The sequence below is a fragment of the Candidatus Aalborgicola defluviihabitans genome, from assembly GCF_016705985.1.
In the GTDB taxonomy this organism is placed as follows: Bacteria; Pseudomonadota; Gammaproteobacteria; order Burkholderiales; family Burkholderiaceae_C; genus Allorhodoferax; species Allorhodoferax defluviihabitans.
In genome coordinates, this window is sequence record NZ_JADJKN010000024.1 from 514,306 (window position 1) to 534,589 (window position 20,284).

Consider the following 20,284-nt stretch of genomic DNA (forward strand, 5'->3'; position numbering starts at 1 on the left):
AATAGGTGTTGGTTGGTATGAAGTTGCAATGAAAAATTGCGGGTGTACGACTCGGTAGTGGTTGATTAGTTCCCGGCTGCCAGCAGCGCCAGTGCGGCAACTACCTGGCGGGCGTCGCCCACCGTTGGCTGCAGATGGCTCGCGTGGACCGTCAGCGCGGATTCTCCTTCGCGTTGCAATTGGGCAATGGTTTGTGCCGCTTCTTTGGGCGAAGCAAACCCCAGGCTTTGCAATAGCAGGTTGCCCTGCGCATCCACCAGCTTGAAGTAGAACCGTCCATCGGCTTCGCGGTACTGCTTGAAGTTGGGTAGGGCGGTCTTGACCGTTTTTTTCTTGTCTGCTTTGGTCTGTTCGCCCAATCGGCGCAGGCCCACCGCGTGGCGAAGTTCTGCCATAAATGGTGTGGCGCGCTGGCGCGCCTTGGCGGCACCGGCCAACAAAATGGTTTCGATTTTGGCGGGGTTATTGATCAAGTCTTCATAGGCTGCGCGCATGGGGGCAATTTCGCGGTCGATGCGTTCAAACAAAACCTGTTTGGCCTCACCCCAGGCAATGCCGTCGGCATAGGCCTTGCGTATCGCCTGGGCTTCTTCTTCGCTGGCAAAAGCCTGGTAAATCTGGAACAGTGCCGAGCCTTCTGGTTCCTTTGGTTCGCCCGGTGCGCGTGAGTCAGTGACGATCCCGGCAATCAGTTTTTTGAGCTGTTCACGCGGCGCAAACAGCGGGATGGTGTTGTCGTAGCTCTTGCTCATCTTGCGCCCATCTAGCCCGGGCAGGGTGGCGACAGACTCTTCAATCTCAGCCTGGGGCGGCACAAAGTGCTCGCCATAGCGGTGGTTGAAGCTGTTGGCCATGTCGCGCGCCATTTCGATGTGCTGGATCTGGTCCCGCCCCACTGGTACCTTGTGGGCGTTGAACATCAGAATGTCGGCCCCCATCAACACCGGGTACATGAACAGGCCGGCTGTCACGTCCATGTCGGGGTCCAGATTGGAGGCGGTGTTCTTGTCCACGGCCGCCTTGTAGGCATGCGCCCGGTTGAGTACGCCCTTGCCGGTGACGCAGGTCAGCAGCCAGGTGAGCTCGGGGATTTCGGGCACGTCGGATTGGCGATAAAAGGTGACGCGTTCAGGGTCCAGGCCCGCTGCCAGCCAGCTGGCGGCAATCTCCAGAGTAGAGCGCTGGATGCGGGCCGGTTCGTCGATTTTGATCAGGGCGTGGTAGTCGGCCAGAAAGTAGTAGCTCTCGACATTGGCCGCCAAGCTGGCGCGCACGGAGGGGCGAATGGAGCCTACGTAATTGCCCAGATGCGGCGTACCGGACGTTGTGATGCCGGTGAGAAAACGGACAGTGGTCATGAACGGATCAAGATAGGGAGTGGTTTAGCGGATCAAAGCAGCCAAGGGGGAGAGCAGGAAGTTGAGTACGGTGTAAGTGAGTGCCATCAGGGGCTGCATCCACAGGGTGTTGACGAAGCCGGTGAAGACCAGGGCGATCACGATGAAAAAACCAAACGGCTCCACGCGCGAGACCAGCATTGCCTGTTTGATGGGCAACAGGCCCACTAAAATTCTCCCCCCGTCAAGGGGCGGCAGCGGAAACAGGTTGAAGGCAAACAGCACCACGTTGACCAGCACACCACCCTGGCACATCTTCAGAAAAAACGGCTCAGTAACGCCGAGGCCCTCTAGCAAGTAGAGACCCACCCCCCAGGCCAATGCCATGACGATGTTGGCCGCCGGGCCGGCCAGGGCCACCCAAATCATGTCGCGCTTGGGGTTGCGCAAATTTCCAAAGCGCACCGGCACCGGTTTGGCCGCGCCCAGAATGATGGGGCTACCGATGAGGACCAGTATCAAAGGCAGCAAGATGGTGCCGAACGGATCGATATGCTTAAGCGGGTTGAGTGTGACGCGGCCCATCATCCAGGCCGTGTTGTCGCCAAAGTGCCGCGCGGCATAACCGTGGGCGGCTTCGTGGAGGGTGATAGCAAAGATCACGGGTAGCGCGTAGAGCGCGACCGTCTGTATCATGTTGTCAAAGTTCACGGGTCAGTGGTTTCGTTGGTGGATTACAGCCCCAGGCGGGCCAGTTCGCCACGTCCCTGGCGAATCAGTTGGGGTTCCGGCCCAGTCAGGTCAATGACCGTGGTGGGCTCAAGCGGGCAGGCACCGGCGTCAATAACGCCGGCAATCACTTTTTCAAAGCGGTTGCGGATTTCACTGGCGTCATTCATGGGGTCAGTCTCCCCCGGCGCTATCAAAGTCGTAGCTAACAATGCAGATCCGTGGAGGGCTAGAAGCTCCTGAAGCGTAGTGTGTTCGGGAACCCGCAGGCCAATGGTCTTGCGCGAGGGGTGGCTCACGCGCCGAGGCACTTCCTTGCTGGCTTCCAGGATGAAGGTGTAAGGGCCGGGCGTGGCGGACTTGAGCAAACGGTACTGGGCGTTATCCACCCGCGCGTAGCTGGCCAGTTCACTCAGGTCCCGGCACAGCAGGGTCAGGTGGTGTTTGTCATCCACACCCCGGATGCGGCGCATGGCGTCCACGGCAGTCTTGTCGTCCAGGTGGCAGACCAGTGCGTAGCTGGAATCGGTGGGCACGGCCAGCACGCCGCCCTGTTGTAGCAAGGCCACCGCTTGCTTGAGCAGGCGGGGTTGAGGGTTATGCGGGTGAACTTCGAAATATTGGGCCATGTGCCGTCTACTGGATGCGGGATGCCAGCAACTCCCAGACGGGCGTCAGATTGGCAGGAAGAAAGGGCAAGGTGCCCAGCTCGGTGTGGCTTTCAGTGGGGCTGTGGAAGTCGCTGCCGCGTGAGGCGGCCAGCCCGAATTCGCGGGCCATTTCGGCATAAATGCCATATTCGGCGGTCGTGTGGCTACCTGTTACCACTTCGACACCTTTGCCGCCGTGGGCCTTGAATTCACTGAACAGGGCGAACTCTTGTGTGGGTGTGAACTTGTAGCGCGCCGGGTGCGCAATCACGGCCATGCCGCCGGCGCCGTTGACCCAGCCCACCGCATCCTTGAGCGAGGCCCAACGGTGTGGCACAAAGCCGGGTTTACCGTCGGTGAGGTATTTGCGAAATACCTCATTGGTTTCCTTGCAGACGCCACTTTCCACCAGAAAGCGCGCAAAGTGGGTGCGCGAGATCAGTTCGGGGTTGCTGACAAAGGTCAGGGCACCTTCAAACGCGCCCTTGATGCCTACCTTGGCTAACCCGGCCGCCATTTCCTTGGCGCGCTCTTCACGGCCTCCCCGTGTTTTGCGCAGGCCTTCGATCAGGTTGCTGTCATCCGGATCAAAGCCCAGACCCACAATGTGCACGGTCTGGTTCACAAAAGTGACCGAAATTTCCGTACCCGTCAGGTAGCGCATACCGCAGGCTTTGGCTGCCACTGCAGCCCGATGCTGCCCACTGATCTCGTCATGGTCGGTCAGCGCCCACAGCTCCACGCCATTGGCGCTGGCGCGCGCGGCCAAATCCTCGGGAGCGAGCGTGCCGTCGGAAACGGTGGAGTGGCAATGCAGGTCAGCGTTTTGTATAGGGTTCACCCACGCATTTTAGGCGCTGGCAACTGAATTGCAGGGTCTGCCCGGTCACCGGGTGGGCAAAGCACAGCTTGCTGGCGTGCAGTAGCAGACGCGGTGATAGTGCCAGTACCTCGGGCGGTCCGTACAAGGCGTCCCCCAGAATAGGGTGACCAATGGCCTGCAGATGAACCCGCAACTGGTGGGTGCGCCCGGTCAATGGCTCCAGCAGCACATGGGTCACGTCGTGCTGTGCATCGTAGTGCACCACCTGCAGTCGGGTTACGCTGGACTTGCCGTTCTCTGGGTTGATCACACGGCGGGGGCGGTTGGGCCAGTCCACTGCGATGGGCAGGTCAATGGTTCGCCAGTCGTCGGTGCCGGCGTCCACTGCACCGCTAACTACGGCCTCGTAGCATTTGGCCACCATGCGGTTGGCAAACGCCTCGGCGAGCGTGCGTTGCACCTGCGCCCCGCGCGCCATGACAATGAGGCCGGACGTGGCCATGTCCAGCCGGTGCACCACAAGGGCATCGGAAAATTGGGCTTGCACCCGGGCGCTCAGGCAGTCCTGCTTGTCGGGGCCGCGCCCGGGCACCGACAGCAGGGCGGATGGTTTGTCCAGCACCACGATAGCGTCGTCGGCAAACACCACCTGAATGCCAGCGTCGTCTATCGGGCGCTGCACGGTTTCACAGAACTCGTTCACGTCATTCGCAGTGCCTCTCCTTGCAGGTCAAGCCTTTGGGCGGCGCATAGTTGGCAGCTTGCAAAGGGCTGTGGGCAACGATGTAGGCACGCAGCACTTCCGCATCCACAAAGCCGGTGTCCACATAGCTGGCGTGGGCAGTCATCTTTGGGTAGCCATCTCCGCCAACCGCCATGAACTTGTTGATCACCATCTGGTAGGTTTGATCCGGGTTCACGAAAGCGCCTTTGATGCGGGCCTGCAACACCTGGCCGCTGGCCACAAGGGCTCCACGCCCACAATATGAGCAAAGCCGCCGGCGCCTGGGCTCATGGCCACTGCACTCTGCAGGTATTCCAGCACTTCGCGTCCTGTGAGCTTGAGTGTGACCAGTGTGACGCCAAATGGTTGGACTTTGAGCACGTCCTTGTAGGTGATAGGGCCGGCTGGGAGGGATTCACGAATGCCACCAGAGTTGATTACGGCAAAGTCGGAGCGTGTGCGTTCCACCATGGCCTGGCAAATCAGCACACCCAGGTTGGTGATCTGCTTGCGCACCAAGAAGCGGTCACCCTCCAGTCGGGCATCACTGCTGCCCACAGCCACCAACAGCTTCTTTTGACCAAAGTCTTGGTAGGGCTGGAGCAGGGCCAGCATCTCGGGATTTTCTGCAATGGGCGTGGTGTAGGTGGTGCGGGCTGCGCCGTTGGCAACGGCGGGCTTTTTGAGGTTGATGGGAATCAGGGCGTACTTCACCAACGTGAAACTGCCATTGCGGTACTGAAAATCGGCTCGGCCTACGTATTTGCCCCATTCATGGGCCTGCACAATCCATGTGCCGTTCTGGCGGTCGGGCTGGCAGGGACTGCCGGGAACGTAGGCGGTGTCAAGCACGTTCTCGGCCTGCATGCAGGCGGGGTTTTGTGTGTGGCCGCCCACCACAAGGTCCAGCCCTTTGACGGCGCGCGCCATCTCCACATCGCCCGGTGCCAGAGTGCCGTGCTGGCCGTTGGCGTAGTGGCCCATGTGGGTGGCGGCAATCACCACGTCGGCCTGCTGGCGTAACTCGGGTACGAGCTTGGCAGCTTCAGCGATGGGGCTGCGGAATTCCAGGCCCTGCATGTTGTCGGGGTTGCCCAACTTGGGCGTGTCGTTGGTGGTCAGGCCCAGCACGGCCACGCGCACGCCGCCCAGGTTGAATAGCTTGTAGGCGTCAAAAGCGCGCTCACCCTGGCGGTAGATGTTGGCCGACAGCATAGGGAATACTGCCAGCTTGCGTTGCATGGCCAGCATGGTCGGGCTCCTATCAAACTCGTGGTTGCCCACGGTCATGGCGTCGTAACCCAGCAGGTTCATGCCCTTGAAGTCTGGCACGGCATCTTGCAGGTCGGATTCCGGTACGCCGGTGTTGACGTCACCGCCGTCCAACAGCAGGCTGTAGCCACCTGCGGCGGCTACTTCGGCGCGGATGGCGTCCACCACGGTCTTGCGCGCGGCCATGCCGTATTCGCCGTCGCTGTTCTGCCAGAAACGGCCATGGTGGTCGTTGGTGTGGAGGATGGTGATGGCGTAGGTTGTGTCCGCAGCCGGCTGCGTGGGCGCCAGGCTGCTACAAGCCGCCAGCGTGGCGGCTATCAGGCTGCAGACGAATAGGGTGTGGAAGATGCGCATCGGCTCACATTATCCGACCAGTGCCAGTAGACCATGGTTGCGCCAACATTACATAAAAAATATGGCGCTAGCCCTCGTGAAATATACGTAATCCACTATCGAATTAATAGTATGTGCTAAACCGCGCTCCACACCACTGGTTGGCGCTGGGCCAGCCACGCCTCGTACTGGCCGCCATAGGCCTCTTCGATGCGTGCGCGCTTGACCTTGAGCGTGGGTGTCACAAAGCCGTTCTCTGGCGTCCAGGTGGTGGAAATGACGGCCAGGCAATCCAGGCGTTCGTGCGGCTCCAGTTGGGCGTTGACGTTGGTCAGATGCTCCGCCAGCGATTGGGTCAGCGCCGCCTTCTCGTGTGCCGAGCCGCTGCGGGCAATGCCGTCGGGCGACAGCATCACCAAGCCGATGGGCTGGGTCAGGTGCGCGCTGCCGGCCACAGCGCAGGCTTCAATGTCAGGATGCTGCACCAGCCGGTCCTCAATGGGGGCGGGCGCCACGTACTTGCCCTTGCTGGTTTTGAAAATGTCTTTGACCCGGCCAGTGATGCGCAGAAAACCCTGTTCGTCGATTTGACCTTTGTCGCCGGTGCGCAGCCAGCCGTCGGCTGTCATGCTTTGGGCGGTTGCCTCGGCCTCGCGGTAGTAGCCCTGCATCAGTGCGGGGCTGCGCATCTGGATCTCGCCGTTGTCCGGGTCAATGCGGCTCTGCACCTGGTCGTATGGCAGACCAACCGAGCCAACCTGGGTTGAGCCGGGCAGAGTGGAATGCGACACGCCGCAGTTTTCGGTCATGCCATAGACCTCAATCAGGTCCAGTCCCAGCTTGCGGTACCACTGCAGCACATCGGCAGGCATGGGCGCAGCGCCACCGGCGGCGACGCGACACTGGTCCAGTCCCAGGCCCTTGAGGATTTTGCGGCGCACCAAGCCCCCGACCAGTGGCAGGCTGAGCAGCCGAGCCAGCTTTTTGGCTGGCATTTTGCTGTGCACCCCGTGCTGGAACTTGACCCACAAGCGCGGTACCGAGAAAAAGATGGTGGGCCGCGCCCGCTGCAAGTCTTGCACAAAGGTATCCAGCGCTTCGGCAAAAAAGATGTGGCCGCCATAGCGCAGCGAGGCCTGTTCGATCAGCATGCGCTCGGCCACGTGCGCCAGTGGCAGGTAGGAGATGTATCGTTCATTGGTGCCCATTTGCACGCGCCGCGTGGCGCTGGTTACGCCCCAGGCCATGGAACCGTAGGTGTGGACTACGCCCTTGGGTTTGCCGGTGGTGCCTGAGGTGTAGATGATGGTGCAGACTGCGTCCAATTCGGCTGCTGGATCACCCTGCAACGGCGCACTGGTGGACAGCACGTCATTCCACGTTAGTGTCTTGAGCTTGGGCGCCAGGGGCAATGCAATAACCGGCAAGCCTTTGGGCAGGCCAGTCTGCAGGTTGGTGGTGTCGTCCATCTTGCCGATGAAACAGGCGCGTGCCTCGCTGTGGGCCAGGATGTAGGCCAACGCCTCGCCATTGAAGGTGGGGTAGATGGGGATGGAGACGTGGCCGGCCAGCTGAATGGCCAGGTCTGCCAATATCCAGTGCGCGCTGTTCTTGCCAATGATGGCCACCCGACTGCCTGCCGGCCAGCCCTGCACGGTGAGCCAGGTGGCCATGCGGCGCACCTGGTCGGCGGCTTCTTTCCAGCTGATGTCCTGCACATCGCCACCACCCATTGGCTGGGTGAGATAAATAGCGTCACCGCGCTCAAGTGCCCAGCGCATCAGACCCTGCAGGGGCAGGTCGCTGGCAGAAACTGTGATGGGTGCGGACGAGTGCGTTGCAGTGGCGGTCATGCGCAATTCTGGGTTGTAAGGGGTGCCTGGGGCAATGGTGCTGACCCTAGGTGACGTGAAAACTGAACTCCCGCTGGGTGGGGCATTTGCAGCGACAATCGAGCCCTTACTTATTCTTGCTTCGAGATTGCGTTCAGACATGTCTACCACGACTACTTTTACGGTACGCCCCGCTACCCTGCGCGATGCCAAGAGCATTGCCGAACTCCACAACGCCACCGTGTGCGAAGCATTCAAGTCCGCCGTGCCCAATGCCCCGGTCCCCGTGGCGGCCCTGGAAAAAACTCCGGCCTACTGGCGCGAAGCCATTGAATACGCAGAGCCCCAGGTGCACGTGGCCGTGGACGGCGAAAAAATCGTCGGATTTGTGGGCTTTGACCGCTCTCGCGACAAAGGAACGCCCCAGACCATGGGTGAGCTCTGGGCCATCTACGTGGCGCCCGACCACTGGGGTCAGGGCGTGGGTCTGGCGCTTTGGGACGCAGCCCGCGAAGGCCTGCAAGAAGAAGGTTGCACCCACGTCACCATTTGGATTGCCCTGTCTAACGACCGTGCTTTGCGCTTCCATGAACTGGCCGGCTTCAAACGTGAACCTAACAGCGCCAAGACGGTGCCCGTGGGCACCGTGCGGGTCGAAGAGATTCGTTTGAAGCGAATCCTGAGCTAAGCAGCCAGTTTTTGCACGATGGCGCTGCCAATCGAATAGCCCGCGCCAAACGAGCAAATCACACCGACCTCGCCCGACTGAAAGTCGGCCTTGTGGCGGTGGAAGGCAATGATCGAGCCGGCCGATGCGGTGTTGGCAAACTCATCCAGAATCACGGGCGCTTCTTCGGTGGTGGCGTCGCGGCCCAGCAGCTTGCGGGCGATGAGCTGGTTCATGGACAGATTGGCCTGGTGCAGCCAGAAGCGGCGCACCTGCGTGGGCTGCAAGTCGTGCGCGGCCAGGTGGCCGGATATGTGCTCGGCGGCCATGGGGCAAACCTCTTTGAACACTTTGCGGCCTTCCTGGCGAAACAGCAGGTCGCGATCGTCGGGGTTGCGGTCTTCGGCGCGTGACATGAAGCCTGCGTTGTTGCGAATGGCGTTTGAAAACGAGGTCAGCAGCTTGGTGCCCAGAATTTCGAAGGCGCCGGCTGGCGCCAGATCGAGGCGCTCCACCAAAATGGCGGTGCATACATCGCCAAAGATGAAGTGGCAGTCGCGGTCTTGCCAGGCCAGGTGGCAGGAGGTGATTTCGGGGTTGACCACCAAAATGGCGCGGGCTGATCCAGTGCGTACCGCGTTCACCGCCATCTCCAGGCCAAAGGTGGCCGAGGAACACGCCACGTTCATGTCGAATGCCCAACCCTTGATGCCCAGCGCGGTCTGAATTTCCACGCCCATGGCGGGGTAGGCGCGCTGCATGTTGGCCGCCGCGCAAATGACGCCGTCCACATCGGCGGCGGTCTTGCCGGCTGCAGCCAGTGCGTCTTGCCCGGCCTTGACTGCAATTTCGGCCATCAACGAGAGTTCGGTATCGGGACGGGTGGCGAACTTGGGGTGCATGCGCCGCGGATCGAGCACACCGCTCTTGTTCATCACATAGCGGCGTTTGATACCCGAGGCTTTTTCGATGAACTCCACACTGGAGTTTGTGATAGGTGTGTGGGTGCCGGCGGCGATCTCGGCGGCGTACTTTTCGTTCTCGATGGCGGCGTAGGCGTTGAATGCGGCAACCAGCTCTTCGTTGGTAATGACTTCGGGCGGAGTGAACAGGCCTGTGCTGCTGATGGCGACGCGGTGCATAGTAAAAAGCTCTTGTTGTTGGAAAAAAACGGGCAAATACAGTGCCGCGCCGATTATGCGCCGCCTTTCGCCCGCCATCGGTCAGTCGCAGGTGTTACAGACTCCTGCAACGTGGTGGCATGAAAACCGCTACGCTGTGCCAATTTTAAGGAGATACGCGATGGCAATGTTTCGTGCCTGGGCTGCCACACAGGCTGGCGGCCCGCTGCAACGGATGGATTTTGACCCCGGAACGCTGCACCCCGAGGATGTGGAAATTGCAGTGGAACATTGCGGTGTCTGCCACTCTGATCTGGCCATGGTTGATAGCGAATGGTTTCCCGCCAGCTACCCGCTGGTGCCGGGGCATGAGGTTGTTGGCACCATCGTCGCAGTGGGTGATCAGGCCAAGGGCCGCAGCGTGGGCCAGCGCGTGGGCCTGGGCTGGCACAGCCACAGCTGCTGCCATTGCAACTTCTGCCTGGGGGGCGATCAAAACCTGTGCGCCAAACGCCAGCCGACCATTGTTGGGCGCCATGGCGGCTTTGCCGACCGGGTACGCGCGCACTGGAGCTGGAGCCTGCCCATTCCGGCTGGCCTGGACCCGTCCAGTGCTGGCCCGCTGATGTGCGGTGGCGGGACGGCCTTTTTGCCCTTTGTGATTAACGACATCAAGCCAACCGACAAAGTCGGCGTGGTCGGCATTGGTGGTCTGGGCCACCTGGCCGTCAAGTTTGCACATGCCTGGGGCTGCGAGGTAACGGCGTTCACGTCCACACCATCCAAACGCGACGAGGCACTGTTGCTGGGCGCGCACCATACGGTCAGCAGCGTGGACGTGAAGGAACTCAAGGCGATTGCCGGCACGTTGGACTTTTTGCTGGTTACGGTGGGCGCCTCGCTGGAATGGGATGCGCTGATTGGCACCCTGGCCCCCAAGGGCCGTCTGCACATGGTCGGCGTGGTGACCGAGGCGATGAAGATCAAAACCGGCGGCCTGCTGTCATGGCAGCGCAGCATCTCGGCTTCGCCCACGCCATCCCCCACCACGTTGACCAAAATGATGGAGTTCTCGGCCCGCCACGGCATTGCGCCGCAGGTAGAGCACTTTCCCATGAGCCGCATGAACGAGGCGCTGGACCATCTGCGCTCGGGCAAAGCGCGTTACCGGGTGGTGCTGGACGCAGACTTTTAACTCTGAAGGATAGTTGCAAATGAAACTGGGTGGCCAGCGAAAAATTGGGTGGTGAACTAAAGGGTTGAACGTGGGGATGTCTGTGGCCGCTTGTGGCAGTCAGTGGGTGTTCCCAGTTAGGCTGGCTATGCCCGCTGCCCGGACTCGCGAGTGTCGGCTGTCGGGGCGCCCGGGGCGAGAAGCGCGATTCAGCGCAGCTGACATCCTCTAATTGGCGGCGTGCGGACGGCTGCAAAGTTTCTCCACAGCCGTCGTACGGTCTGTGAAAGTAAATCCAATGGCGACGTCGTTCCACCGGCTAAAACCTTGAGAACGTGGGTGTAGATCATGGTTGTGCTGACATCGCTGTGGCCTAACGATTAACGTTTATCTGCCGAAAAGGGTAGTCGTGATTTCTTCAGCTTTGCCTCTCCGGCAGATAAAGCGCTAATCGTTAAGCATTAAGTGCGTGGCTGAAGAAACTCAATCGAAAGAAGTTGACTCTCCCGCAGGACCAGCGTTCAGCGCAATCGCGTTTGGCGCATATTTATTGGGTGGCTCGTATTACGGCTTTGCTCACGCAAAGTGGCCCTTTTTCATGCCACCACAGCTTGATATATTTGGGTTCCTGTTCGGCCTTCTTGGGTTGGCTTTGGTGATACTGGGCGTCACTATGCTGGTGAAGAGTAATGTTTAACAGGTTCGTGGAGTGGACCCACAACGGCGGCGAAAACGTGGTCGCCATTCTTCAATGCTGGGTGCCGTTGCGGTCCACTCACAGCCGACGTTAGATGCTCAAGTCGGCTAGCGGTTTGATGCCAATTGAGGTATAGTTTCTATACTATGAATTTCTTCGAATTTGACGCATCCAAGAGCGAATCCAATCGAACGAAACACGGCATAGATTTTGTTGAGGCGCAGGTACTCTGGAACGACCCGATGCTTTTGGAGATCCCTGCAAAAACGGACGATGAGCCGCGTTACCTTGTTATTGGCCTTATTGATGACAAGCATTGGTCTGCGGTGATTACCTATCGCGGGGTAAATATTCGATTGATATCCGTGCGTCGCGCACGCATAGAAGAGGTGGCACTTTATGAAAGCTAAAAAGTTCGAGCAACAGTTTGACGAGGATGTCGACATCACGGCTTCTTTGGACTTGTCCAAGGCCAAGCGCGTGCTGCAAGAGCAGAAGCGGGTGAATGTCGATTTTCCAACCTGGATGATTGACTCGCTTGATCGCGAAGCCAGCAAGCTGGGAGTTACACGGCAGTCTGTCATTAAAGTGTGGCTTGCCGAGCGACTTGAAGCGAGCACTTCTAACTTGCCGTTCCAACGGAAGCGCACAAGTGCAGCGCACCGCTGAAATCAGCGTTGAACCATATCCTCAAGCTGCGAACTCAGCGGCTGCGTTCTGAGTTGAGCTAAGACAGCTTTCGCAGCACTGTTGTCGCTCGCAGTCTAATCATGTGCAGGGGGCTTTGGTCTGTCGCGCTACTCGGTGCCGAAATACCTTTCACTGCAACGCTGCAAAGACAGGAAATGCCACAAACCTATCGCGCATTGGCTCAGCGCGCTATCCTTACATGGCCCAACGACTCTTAGCCCTCGTCAAAACTACGTGAACAGCTATCAAATAAATAGCATCTAATCAACTTCACCGCCAAAGCGCTCGATCAAGTTGGCAATGTACTGTTCGGTCAGGCGCTCAAATTCGGCCCCCACCACCGGCGCCACCACCAACTTCATCAGGGCCGGCAGGGCGATGGTCAGTTCACCTTGCACGGCCAGCACGATCAGGGTGGAGGTACGGCGGTCGGTCATGTGCCAGCTACCCGACACGCGGGCGTTGCCTTCACCCTCTACCGGCGTCCATACCACTGTGCCCTTGGCCTTGTTGGACACGTATTTGGAGGCGTACACCGTCTGCAGGTTAACCTGAGGCAGGCCAATTTTGGCCATCTCCCAGCGGTAGGCGCCACCGCCCAGGTCCACCAACTGGTCCACATGCGGGTAGAAGCCGGCCGAGGTGGGCACGTCAGCCAGCACCTCAAAAACCTCCTTGAACGGCGCCTTGACTTCAAACTCGTAGCCCAGTTCGACGGGAATGGTGATGGACATGATCTTTCCTTGCGGGTAGGTGAGGGAGTTTGGCACATTATTACTGCACGAAGTCGGTTTTCGCACGGGCACAATATGCGCTTTCGCCTGCCAACTTCCCACCACCATGTCCAGCAGCCTGCTCGCCCTGATCGACGATATTGCCACCATCCTTGACGACGTGGCCGTCTTGTCCAAGGTGGCTGCGCAAAAGGCGGCGGGTGTGTTGGGTGACGATCTGGCGCTCAACGCCCAGCAGGTGGTGGGTGTCACCGCTGATCGCGAACTGCCTGTGGTGTGGGCCGTGTGCAAAGGCTCGCTGGTCAACAAACTAATTTTGGTGCCAGCTGCGTTTCTCATTAGTCTGTTCATTCCCTGGGCGGTCACGCCGCTGCTGATGGTAGGCGGCGCCTACCTGTGCCTGGAAGGGTTCGAGAAGCTGGCACACAAGTTGGCGCACAGCACACGGGACGACCAAACCCATCAGCAAGTTTTGCTGGCCGCATTGGAAAACCCGGCGGTGGACCTGGTGAAGCTGGAGCGTGACAAGGTGAAAGGCGCCATCCGCACGGACTTTGTGCTGTCGGCTGAAATCATTGCCATCACGTTGGGCACGGTGCAAAACAGCCCCTGGTTGACCCAGCTGACCGTGCTGGGTGGTATTGCTGTGTTGATGACTTTTGGTGTTTACGGCATTGTTGCCGGTATCGTGAAGCTTGACGATGCCGGTCTGTACCTCAGCCGCGGCAGTGGTACCGGTACGGTGATGCGGGTGCAGCAGTCGGTGGGGCGCGGCCTGCTGTGGGCGGCGCCGGCCTTGATGAAGACCCTGACTGTGGTGGGAACAGCGGCTATGTTCCTCGTGGGTGGCAGTATCCTGGAGCATGGGCTGGGGCCACTGCACCTTGCGGTGCAGACTTTGCTGATTGCGTTCGGAGGAACTGGGCTGGCAGCCAGTGTGGCCCATGCGGTAATGCCGCTGCTGCTGGACGCCGCCATCGGTGTGGTGGCGGGTGGACTGGTTCTGTTGGGTGTTAAGGCCTGGCAGGCTGCGGGCCGCACGCTGCAAGGCTAAAGTCCGCACTGCGGCTTAGGCTATAGCGGGTGGCTCCATGCGGCGGCGCTTGATTCTGGGCGGAGCCTGCGGTTCGATGACAACGGCCCCGCCACCGGGCAGTGCAACTGCCAGCACCTCCCGGCCTGAAACATTGAGGCGGTACACCGTGGTGCGGCCTACGGCCCGGGATTCATCCAGCACCGCTTCTTTGAGCAGTTGAGCCAGTTCTCCCTGGCCAATGGAGTGCCAAGCCAGCTTTGTCATGTTTGCCCGCTCTGCTGTTCGTGCAGCTGTGTGGTGAAGGCGCGCTCTGGCATGGGCCGCGCAAAGTAGTTGCCCTGTACCTGATTGCAGCCCATGGCAACCAGCAGATCGGCTTGTTCCTTCGTCTCGACCCCTTCGGCCACCACCGACAGGCCCAGGCTGCGCGCCATGGCAACGATGGCGCCAGCAATGGCAGCGTCATCCGGACTGGTGTGGATGTCGGTAATGAAAGAGCGGTCAATCTTGAGTTCATCAATTGGGAAGCGGCGCAGATAGGACAGGCTGGAATAGCCCGTGCCAAAGTCATCCAGCGACAGGGACACGCCCAGTTGCTTGAGCGCGCGCAGAGCCACCAGGTTGCTGTCTACATCGTGCATCACCATGCTTTCGGTCAACTCCAGAATGAATTGCGTTGGGTCGGCCTGTGTGCTGGCAAACACAGCAGCAATGCGCTCGGCCAGATCCTCCTGGCGGAACTGGCGTGCTGACATATTGATGCCAATTTTCATGGGCGCCAGGCCCTGCTCGCGCCAGCGCACCTGCTGTAGGCATACCTCTTTCACCACCCACTCGCCCAGGGGAATAATCAGGCCAGTCTCTTCGGCCAGGTGGATGAACTCGATGGGGTGTACCAAGCCGATCTGGGGGTGCTGCCAACGGATCAATGCCTCTGCGCCGATGATGCGGTGGCTGGAGAGATCGATCTTGGGCTGGTAGTGCAGCAAAAACTCGCCCCGCTCCAGGCCGCGCCGCATGGCGGCTTCCATGTCCAGTCGGCTGATGGCGGCGGAGCCCATCTCCGGCACGAACTGGCGTACGCTGTTGCGCCCGTGTTCCTTGACGCGGTACATGGCCATGTCGGCATAACGCAGCAGAATTTCACCGTGGTCGCCGTCGCGCGGGTAGAACGAAGCGCCAATGCTGGCCGTGACGAACACGTCGCGACCGGCCACTTCAATCGGCCGCGCCAGTGCGGTCAGCAGCTTCTGGGCAATCTGGTCTATGTCGTCGGGCTGGGGCAGATCGGTGAGGATGATGACGAACTCATCGCCCCCCAAGCGGGCCACGGTATCGGTCTCGCGGACGCAGTCGCGCAGCCGGTTAGCTACCTCTTTAAGCAGGGCGTCACCAGCGAGGTGGCCCGAGGCGTCATTGATGAGCTTGAAATGGTCCAGGTCCAGCAGCATGACGCCCAAAATGCTTTTGTGCCGTTTGGCCAAGGCAATGCCTTGCTCGATGCGGTCGGTCAGCAGGTTGCGATTGGCCAGGCCGGTCAGGCTGTCATGGTTGGCCTGGTACTCCAGGGCCTGCTGGTAGCTCACACGTTCGCTGATGTCGTTGATGACGCTGACAAAGTGCGTGGTGGCCGCGCCGGTGAGGTCGCGCACCGGGGCAATGTGCAGTTCGTTCCAGAACAGTGAGCCGTCTTTGCGGTAGTTGCGCAGGGTAGCCTGGCCTTCGTGTTTGTCGCGCAGTGCGGTCCGGATGTTTTCCAGGTCGGGCTGGGCCAGATCGTCGCGCACCAGAAAACGCCCTTCCAGGCCAATCACTTCTTCCGCGCGGTAGCCAGTGATGCGTTCGAACGCCGGGTTCACATAGACGATGGAGTGGTCATCCGCATCACTGCGCGTGATCATGATGCCGTTGCTGCTGGACGCCAGCGCCTGCTCCTGCAGGTGCCTGGTTTGTTCGTAATTTTTGCTTCTGAGCTTGCGCTCGCTGATGTCTTCTTTCACCGCGATCAGGTGAGTGGGTTTGCCGTCGGTATTGCGCAGGGTGGACACCATCTGGCGCTCCCAGTAGGTGCTGCCATCCTTGCGGCGGGCCTCCACGTCACCACGCCATGGTTCACCAATGGACTGGGATGTCAGCAGACTGTCATAGATGCTGTCGCTGGTTCCTTCTGGGTTCCACGGATGGGCAGTGTGGCCCGCGATCTCGTTGAGGGCGTACCCGGTCATGCTGGTGAAGGCGGGGTTGCAATACTCCACTTCGCCTTTCAGGTTCATCACCACAACACCAAAGGGACTTTGTTCTACCGCCAGCGCCAGCAAATCCAGCCGCCGACTGAGTCGTTGCAGTTCGCTGTCCAGGCAGGTTCCGGTGTCGGGGTTCATGGCGGTTGTCGGGTGTCTGCGGTGCACGCAAGCGTTTGTGTTGCGAATTTTAGGCCCTGTAGCGACACAGCGGGAGCCCGTCCTGTACAGTGGTCGTGACCCGCAGTCAGATCGATTTCGATTGCCCTGCACCACAAATTGTTTCAGCAAATCCGGCGCTAGCCCTCGTGAAATATACGCAACGCGCTTCCAAATAAATAGCAATCGGTTTGATGCTGGTGAATGCTGGCATCTTTGTCTGCAGCCAAAAGGCAGCGGTGGGTTTTTCTGATACGCCAGCCGCCGGCTCAGAACAGCTGGGTGATGTGGACGGAGTCGCTGTCTTTTTCCATCTGCACCGTGGCAGGACCGTTGCGTGCCAGGCTCAGCATGCGCGTATTGCCGGGCAGGACATCGGCCACAAAACCGCGTAGTCCGCGCTTCTTGGCGTGTTGCACCATGCAGTCTTGCAGCGCCGTGCCCAGGCCGCTGCCCTGCCAGTCGGGGTGCACCATAAAGGCCGTGTCGGCCAGGTTGGTGGTGGGGTTGATGAAGTAGCACGACTGGGCCACGATCTGCGAATCCTCGCGTGGGCCTGCGGTGGCCACAAAGGCCACTTCGTTTTCGTAGTTCAGGTTGCACAGGCGCTGCACTTCGGCGTTGGACAAGCCGCGCACGTGGCGAAAAAACCGGGTGTAGACGTCGGCCTCGCTCAGGTGGTGGAACAGGTCGCGAATGCCCTGGGCGTCGCTGGAGAGGGCCGGACGCAGCAGCACCGTGCGCTGGTCCTTGAGCGTAATGGTGAGTTCGTCTTCCACCGGATACGCCCGCAGGTTTTGCAGCGTTTGGTCTGCACTCAAATACCCCAGCGCCTGGGCTTGGGCAAACAGCTCGGGGCGAAATTGCGGGTGTGCTAGTTCGATCAGGGCGGTCGCGCGCTGGCGGATGGATTTGCCAAACAGGTAAGCAATGCCGTATTCGGTCACTACATAGTGCACGTCGGTGCGGGCAATGGTGGCCGCCTCGCCTGCCAACAGCGAGGGGCGTATGCGCGACTGCAAGCCATCTTCGGTGGTGGAGGTCATGCACACAATGGGCTTGCCGCCCGGTGAACGCGAGGCGCCACGCAGAAACTCCCCCTGGCTGCCAATGCCGCTGTAGAACTCTCCACCAAACTGGTCAATGCAGACTTGGCCCGTCAGGTCAATGGAATAGGCCTGCGCAATGGCCACCATCTTGTGCTGTGCGGCGATGGTCGTGGGGTTGCACACCGCGTCCATGGGTTCCATCGAAAACAAGGGGTTGCCGTCCATCAGGTCGTACAGTTCGCGCGAACCCATGGCAAGACTTGCGACGATCTTGAACGGCTTGCTGGTCTTGCGGGCACCGGTCAAGTTGCCGTTGGCCAACAAGGGCAGGATGGCGTCAGATATCAGGTCCGAGTGCACGCCCAGGTCTTTGCGGTCGGTTAGATACTGCAGGGCCTCGTGGGCTACCTGGCCCAGGCCGATTTGTAGCGTAGAGCCATCGTCGATGATGCCGGCGATGTAGCGCGCAATGCGCTGCACGTTGTCCTCTTGCACCGGGGTGCGCTCAAACTCGGTCACGGGTGTGTTCACCAGCACCAGGTGGTCGATGCGGCTGATGTGGACGGTGGAGTCGCCCATGGAGCGCGGCATGGCGGGGTTGACCTCGGCAATCACCAGCCGCGCCCGCGCAATGGCTGCGGGAATGATGTCCACCGATACCCCCAGGCTCACATAACCAAAGGCATCAGGCAGCGAGACCTGGATCAACGCCACGTTCACCGGAATGCGGCCCAGCGCCATCATCTCTGGCACGCGTGCCACCGAAATGGGCACGTAGTCCACCAGCCCCTGTTTGACTGCGGCACGCATGTCGTTGCTCACGAAAAAACTGCGGTGGCGAAAGCGCGTGGTGCTGCGGCCTGCGTCGTCATGGGCGAAGGCCTTGACGGTAAAAAAGTGCACCAACTCCACGTCGGCTGGTGGACTGGGCATGGACTCCAGTGCCTGGATCAATGCGCTGGGAGCAGCGCAGCCGGTGCCCACAAACACATGCTCACCATTGCGGATCTGGGCCACGGCGTGCGCGGCATCGCAGACCTTGCTGGCGTAGGGTTTGAGGTGGGGGTTCTTGGATGTGGAGCGAAATTTCATAGCCTGCGTAATATAGCCCCCACGGTCGCCCATTGCATGTGGTTCCCTGCCCCCCCGAGGGGGCCGCGTTTTACCTTGGGGCGGGCCGGCGGTAAAACCGGTAGGCTATGGGGCACTTTATTGTTGGAGAATTGGCATGGATCTGGGAATTGCAGGCAAGTGGGCCTTGGTATGTGGGGCCAGCAAAGGCCTGGGTTGGGGCTGTGCGCAAGCTCTGGTGCAAGAGGGCGTGAACGTGCTCATGGTGGCGCGCGGTGCCGAGCAGCTGGAGGCCTCTGCTTCCAAATTAATAGCTGAGTACGTAGATTCTACGAGGGCTAGCGTGTTATTTTGTGCACAAGATATCACCACACAGGCCGGTCGTGCTGCGGTCTTTGCTATGCGCCGTGACTTCGACATTGTGGTCACCAACGCGGGCGGTCCACCAACCGGCGATTTTCGCGACTGGGACCGTGGGGCCTGGATCAAAGCGGTGGACGCCAACATGCTCACGCCCATCGAACTTATCAAGGCCACGGTGGACGGCATGGCCAGTCGCGGGTTTGGGCGCATCGTCAACATCACGTCCAGCTCGGTTAAGGCCCCGATCGACGTGCTGGGTCTCTCAATGGTGCGCGCAGCGGTTTGACTGGTTTTGTGGCCGGCGTGGCGCGCAGCCCGCTCGCAGCCCAGGGCGTCACCATCAACAACCTGCTGCCCGGCGTGTTTGATACGGATCGCATCAAGACCATGCTGGAAGCCAACTCCCAAAAGACCGGCCAAAGCGTAGAGGCGCTGGCCAATGCCCGCCGTCAGGGTATCCCGGCCAAGCGCTTTGGCACCCCACAAGAGTTTGGCGCCATTTGCGCCTTCTTGTGCAGCGTCCATGCGGGCTACATCACCGGGCAGAACGTGCTGGCCGATGGCGGGGCGTATCCAGGTACTTTTTAGACCGCCGGTACCTGGTCTGTCGGGTACTTCCAGAAGTCCCGTAACAGGTAGTTCATTGGCAGGTTCAGCGACGTGTTGCGTGGCGCAATGGGTTGCATAAACCATTGGTCGTAGATGGCATTGGCCTCGCGTGTGACGATCAGACGCTTCATCTCGTGGTCCAGGATCGACTTGAACTCGGGGTCGTTCTTGGGCAGCATGATGGCCAATGGCTCGACTGTGAGGAACTTGCCCACCACCTTGAGCTTTTCCGGGTGTGGGTTGCTGGCGATCAATCCATAGAGCAGCACATCGTCCATGACAAAGCCATCGGACTCATTTTTCTCGACCATTTCCATGGCGCGTGCGTGGTCGGGTGCCTCTTGCAGGACCATGTTCAGGCCGCGCTCCCTGTTGGCGCGCGCCACGGCTTTCAGCGGGGTAGTGCCTTTTGTGGAGACCATGCGTTTGTTCTCAAAACCCACGATGTCGGTGATGCGGCTATCCGAGCGCACCATGTAGCGTGCTCCGGTGATGTAGTGCGGTACGGTGAATGCCACTGTTTCGCGTCGCTCGGCATTGTTGGTGGTGGAGCCGCACTCCAGGTCGATCTTGCCTTCCGCGACCATGGTGATGCGGTTGCTTGGCGTTACCATGACGTACTCTGGCGTCAGGGATTTAAGGTCCAGTTGCTTGCGCACAGCTTCGGCCAGCTTCAGGCACAGGTCCAGGGCGTAGCCCACGGGGCGCTTGTTGCCATCCATATACGAAAATGGCACCGATGATTCCCGATGCCCCAGCACGATCTTGCCACTTTGCCGGATCTTGTCCAGCGTGGGACCGGCGTTGGCCAGTGGTGTCAGCCCTACCAGCAACGTGCCAACGCAGATCAGAGGCAATAGCCGCCATTTGGCACGGGCTCTCGGTTTTTTCAACATGGTTTGTTCTTTGTGAATTGGTTTATGGTTGACGTATTGCAACACGCAGGCGCAGCGGGTGAGAGTATGTGGACG

20 protein-coding genes and 1 pseudogene are annotated in these 20,284 nt (G+C 60.0%); 7 read left to right on the forward strand and 14 right to left on the reverse strand.

Features of this window, described 5'->3' with window-relative positions; all coding sequences use genetic code 11:
- Nucleotides 1-65: 65 nt before the first annotated feature.
- The 8 genes from IPI80_RS21235 to IPI80_RS21270 form a co-directional block, all read right to left on the reverse strand.
- On the reverse strand, nucleotides 66-1,358 hold the full coding sequence (locus IPI80_RS21235; RefSeq protein WP_413863456.1) for a tryptophan--tRNA ligase: 1,293 nt from the start codon (nucleotides 1,356-1,358) through the stop codon (nucleotides 66-68).
- A gap of 24 nt (nucleotides 1,359-1,382) precedes the next feature.
- Nucleotides 1,383-2,033, reverse strand: a complete 651-nt coding sequence (locus IPI80_RS21240; RefSeq protein ID WP_413863583.1) for a site-2 protease family protein — start codon at nucleotides 2,031-2,033, stop codon at nucleotides 1,383-1,385.
- Between the two features lie 38 nt (nucleotides 2,034-2,071).
- Complete coding sequence (locus IPI80_RS21245; RefSeq protein WP_413863458.1) at nucleotides 2,072-2,695, reverse strand: L-threonylcarbamoyladenylate synthase; 624 nt, start codon at nucleotides 2,693-2,695, stop codon at nucleotides 2,072-2,074.
- Nucleotides 2,696-2,702: 7 nt separating this feature from the next.
- Nucleotides 2,703-3,557 (reverse strand): 3',5'-nucleoside bisphosphate phosphatase, encoded by an 855-nt coding sequence (locus IPI80_RS21250; protein WP_413863461.1) that lies wholly within the window; start codon nucleotides 3,555-3,557, stop codon nucleotides 2,703-2,705.
- Nucleotides 3,535-4,242 (reverse strand): RluA family pseudouridine synthase, encoded by a 708-nt coding sequence (locus IPI80_RS21255; protein ID WP_413863464.1) that lies wholly within the window; start codon nucleotides 4,240-4,242, stop codon nucleotides 3,535-3,537. Before IPI80_RS21255 ends, IPI80_RS21250 begins: the two co-directional genes overlap by 23 nt.
- 1 nt (nucleotide 4,243) lies before the next feature.
- Nucleotides 4,244-4,459 (reverse strand): 5'-nucleotidase, encoded by a 216-nt coding sequence (locus tag IPI80_RS21260; RefSeq protein WP_413863467.1) that lies wholly within the window; start codon nucleotides 4,457-4,459, stop codon nucleotides 4,244-4,246.
- Nucleotides 4,456-5,892: a bifunctional UDP-sugar hydrolase/5'-nucleotidase UshA gene (gene ushA, locus IPI80_RS21265; RefSeq protein WP_413863470.1), complete on the reverse strand. Its 1,437-nt coding sequence runs from the start codon at nucleotides 5,890-5,892 to the stop codon at nucleotides 4,456-4,458. The genes IPI80_RS21260 and ushA overlap by 4 nt, the downstream gene beginning before the upstream one ends.
- 116 nt (nucleotides 5,893-6,008) lie before the next feature.
- Nucleotides 6,009-7,724 (reverse strand): AMP-binding protein, encoded by a 1,716-nt coding sequence (locus IPI80_RS21270; protein ID WP_413863472.1) that lies wholly within the window; start codon nucleotides 7,722-7,724, stop codon nucleotides 6,009-6,011.
- Between the two features lie 139 nt (nucleotides 7,725-7,863).
- Here IPI80_RS21270 and IPI80_RS21275 point away from each other — a divergent pair, with 139 nt between their 5' ends.
- Nucleotides 7,864-8,391, forward strand: a complete 528-nt coding sequence (locus IPI80_RS21275) for an N-acetyltransferase family protein (protein ID WP_413863475.1) — start codon at nucleotides 7,864-7,866, stop codon at nucleotides 8,389-8,391.
- Here the strand turns inward: IPI80_RS21275 and IPI80_RS21280 are convergent.
- On the reverse strand, nucleotides 8,388-9,512 hold the full coding sequence (locus IPI80_RS21280; RefSeq protein WP_413863478.1) for a beta-ketoacyl-ACP synthase III: 1,125 nt from the start codon (nucleotides 9,510-9,512) through the stop codon (nucleotides 8,388-8,390). The two genes, IPI80_RS21275 and IPI80_RS21280, sit on opposite strands and share 4 nt — an antisense overlap.
- 160 nt (nucleotides 9,513-9,672) lie before the next feature.
- On the opposite strand from IPI80_RS21280, the gene ahr reads away from it, so the two are divergent.
- From ahr to brnA, 4 genes are all read left to right on the forward strand, one after another.
- Entirely contained in the window at nucleotides 9,673-10,686 is a 1,014-nt protein-coding gene (gene ahr, locus IPI80_RS21285; protein WP_413863481.1) for an NADPH-dependent aldehyde reductase Ahr, read from the forward strand.
- Nucleotides 10,687-11,134: 448 nt separating this feature from the next.
- Nucleotides 11,135-11,362 carry a hypothetical protein gene (locus tag IPI80_RS21290; protein WP_413863484.1) on the forward strand — a complete coding sequence of 76 codons (228 nt, stop codon included), beginning with the start codon at nucleotides 11,135-11,137 and terminating at the stop codon, nucleotides 11,360-11,362.
- A gap of 146 nt (nucleotides 11,363-11,508) precedes the next feature.
- Nucleotides 11,509-11,772: a BrnT family toxin gene (locus tag IPI80_RS21295; RefSeq protein ID WP_413863487.1), complete on the forward strand. Its 264-nt coding sequence runs from the start codon at nucleotides 11,509-11,511 to the stop codon at nucleotides 11,770-11,772.
- Nucleotides 11,762-12,031 carry a type II toxin-antitoxin system BrnA family antitoxin gene (gene brnA, locus IPI80_RS21300; RefSeq protein ID WP_413863490.1) on the forward strand — a complete coding sequence of 90 codons (270 nt, stop codon included), beginning with the start codon at nucleotides 11,762-11,764 and terminating at the stop codon, nucleotides 12,029-12,031. Before IPI80_RS21295 ends, brnA begins: the two co-directional genes overlap by 11 nt.
- Before the next feature lie 281 nt (nucleotides 12,032-12,312).
- On the opposite strand, the gene IPI80_RS21305 is transcribed toward brnA, so the two are convergent.
- A complete protein-coding gene (locus tag IPI80_RS21305; RefSeq protein WP_413863493.1) occupies nucleotides 12,313-12,786 on the reverse strand; it encodes a hypothetical protein in 474 nt (157 codons plus the stop codon).
- A 106-nt stretch (nucleotides 12,787-12,892) separates the two neighbouring features.
- Between IPI80_RS21305 and IPI80_RS21310 the strand changes: the two genes are divergently transcribed.
- On the forward strand, nucleotides 12,893-13,840 hold the full coding sequence (locus IPI80_RS21310; RefSeq protein WP_413863496.1) for a DUF808 domain-containing protein: 948 nt from the start codon (nucleotides 12,893-12,895) through the stop codon (nucleotides 13,838-13,840).
- A gap of 15 nt (nucleotides 13,841-13,855) precedes the next feature.
- Here the strand turns inward: IPI80_RS21310 and IPI80_RS21315 are convergent, their stop codons facing one another.
- The 3 genes from IPI80_RS21315 to IPI80_RS21325 all read right to left on the reverse strand — a co-directional run bounded on the left by IPI80_RS21315 (nucleotide 13,856) and on the right by IPI80_RS21325 (nucleotide 18,362).
- Complete coding sequence (locus IPI80_RS21315) at nucleotides 13,856-14,086, reverse strand: hypothetical protein (RefSeq protein WP_413863499.1); 231 nt, start codon at nucleotides 14,084-14,086, stop codon at nucleotides 13,856-13,858.
- The gene (locus tag IPI80_RS21320; protein ID WP_413863501.1) at nucleotides 14,083-16,203 is read right to left on the reverse strand and encodes an EAL domain-containing protein; all 2,121 of its coding nucleotides are present in this window, start codon (nucleotides 16,201-16,203) and stop codon (nucleotides 14,083-14,085) included. Before IPI80_RS21320 ends, IPI80_RS21315 begins: the two co-directional genes overlap by 4 nt.
- A 287-nt stretch (nucleotides 16,204-16,490) precedes the next feature.
- On the reverse strand, nucleotides 16,491-18,362 hold the full coding sequence (locus tag IPI80_RS21325; RefSeq protein WP_413863504.1) for a GNAT family N-acetyltransferase: 1,872 nt from the start codon (nucleotides 18,360-18,362) through the stop codon (nucleotides 16,491-16,493).
- A gap of 136 nt (nucleotides 18,363-18,498) precedes the next feature.
- Between IPI80_RS21325 and IPI80_RS21330 the strand changes: the two are divergent.
- A pseudogene (locus IPI80_RS21330) lies at nucleotides 18,499-19,292 on the forward strand (SDR family oxidoreductase).
- On the opposite strand, the gene IPI80_RS21335 reads toward IPI80_RS21330, so the two are convergent.
- Nucleotides 19,289-20,209: an amino acid ABC transporter substrate-binding protein gene (locus tag IPI80_RS21335; RefSeq protein WP_413863507.1), complete on the reverse strand. Its 921-nt coding sequence runs from the start codon at nucleotides 20,207-20,209 to the stop codon at nucleotides 19,289-19,291. The pseudogene IPI80_RS21330 and the gene IPI80_RS21335 sit on opposite strands and share 4 nt — an antisense overlap.
- Nucleotides 20,210-20,284: the final 75 nt, after the last annotated feature.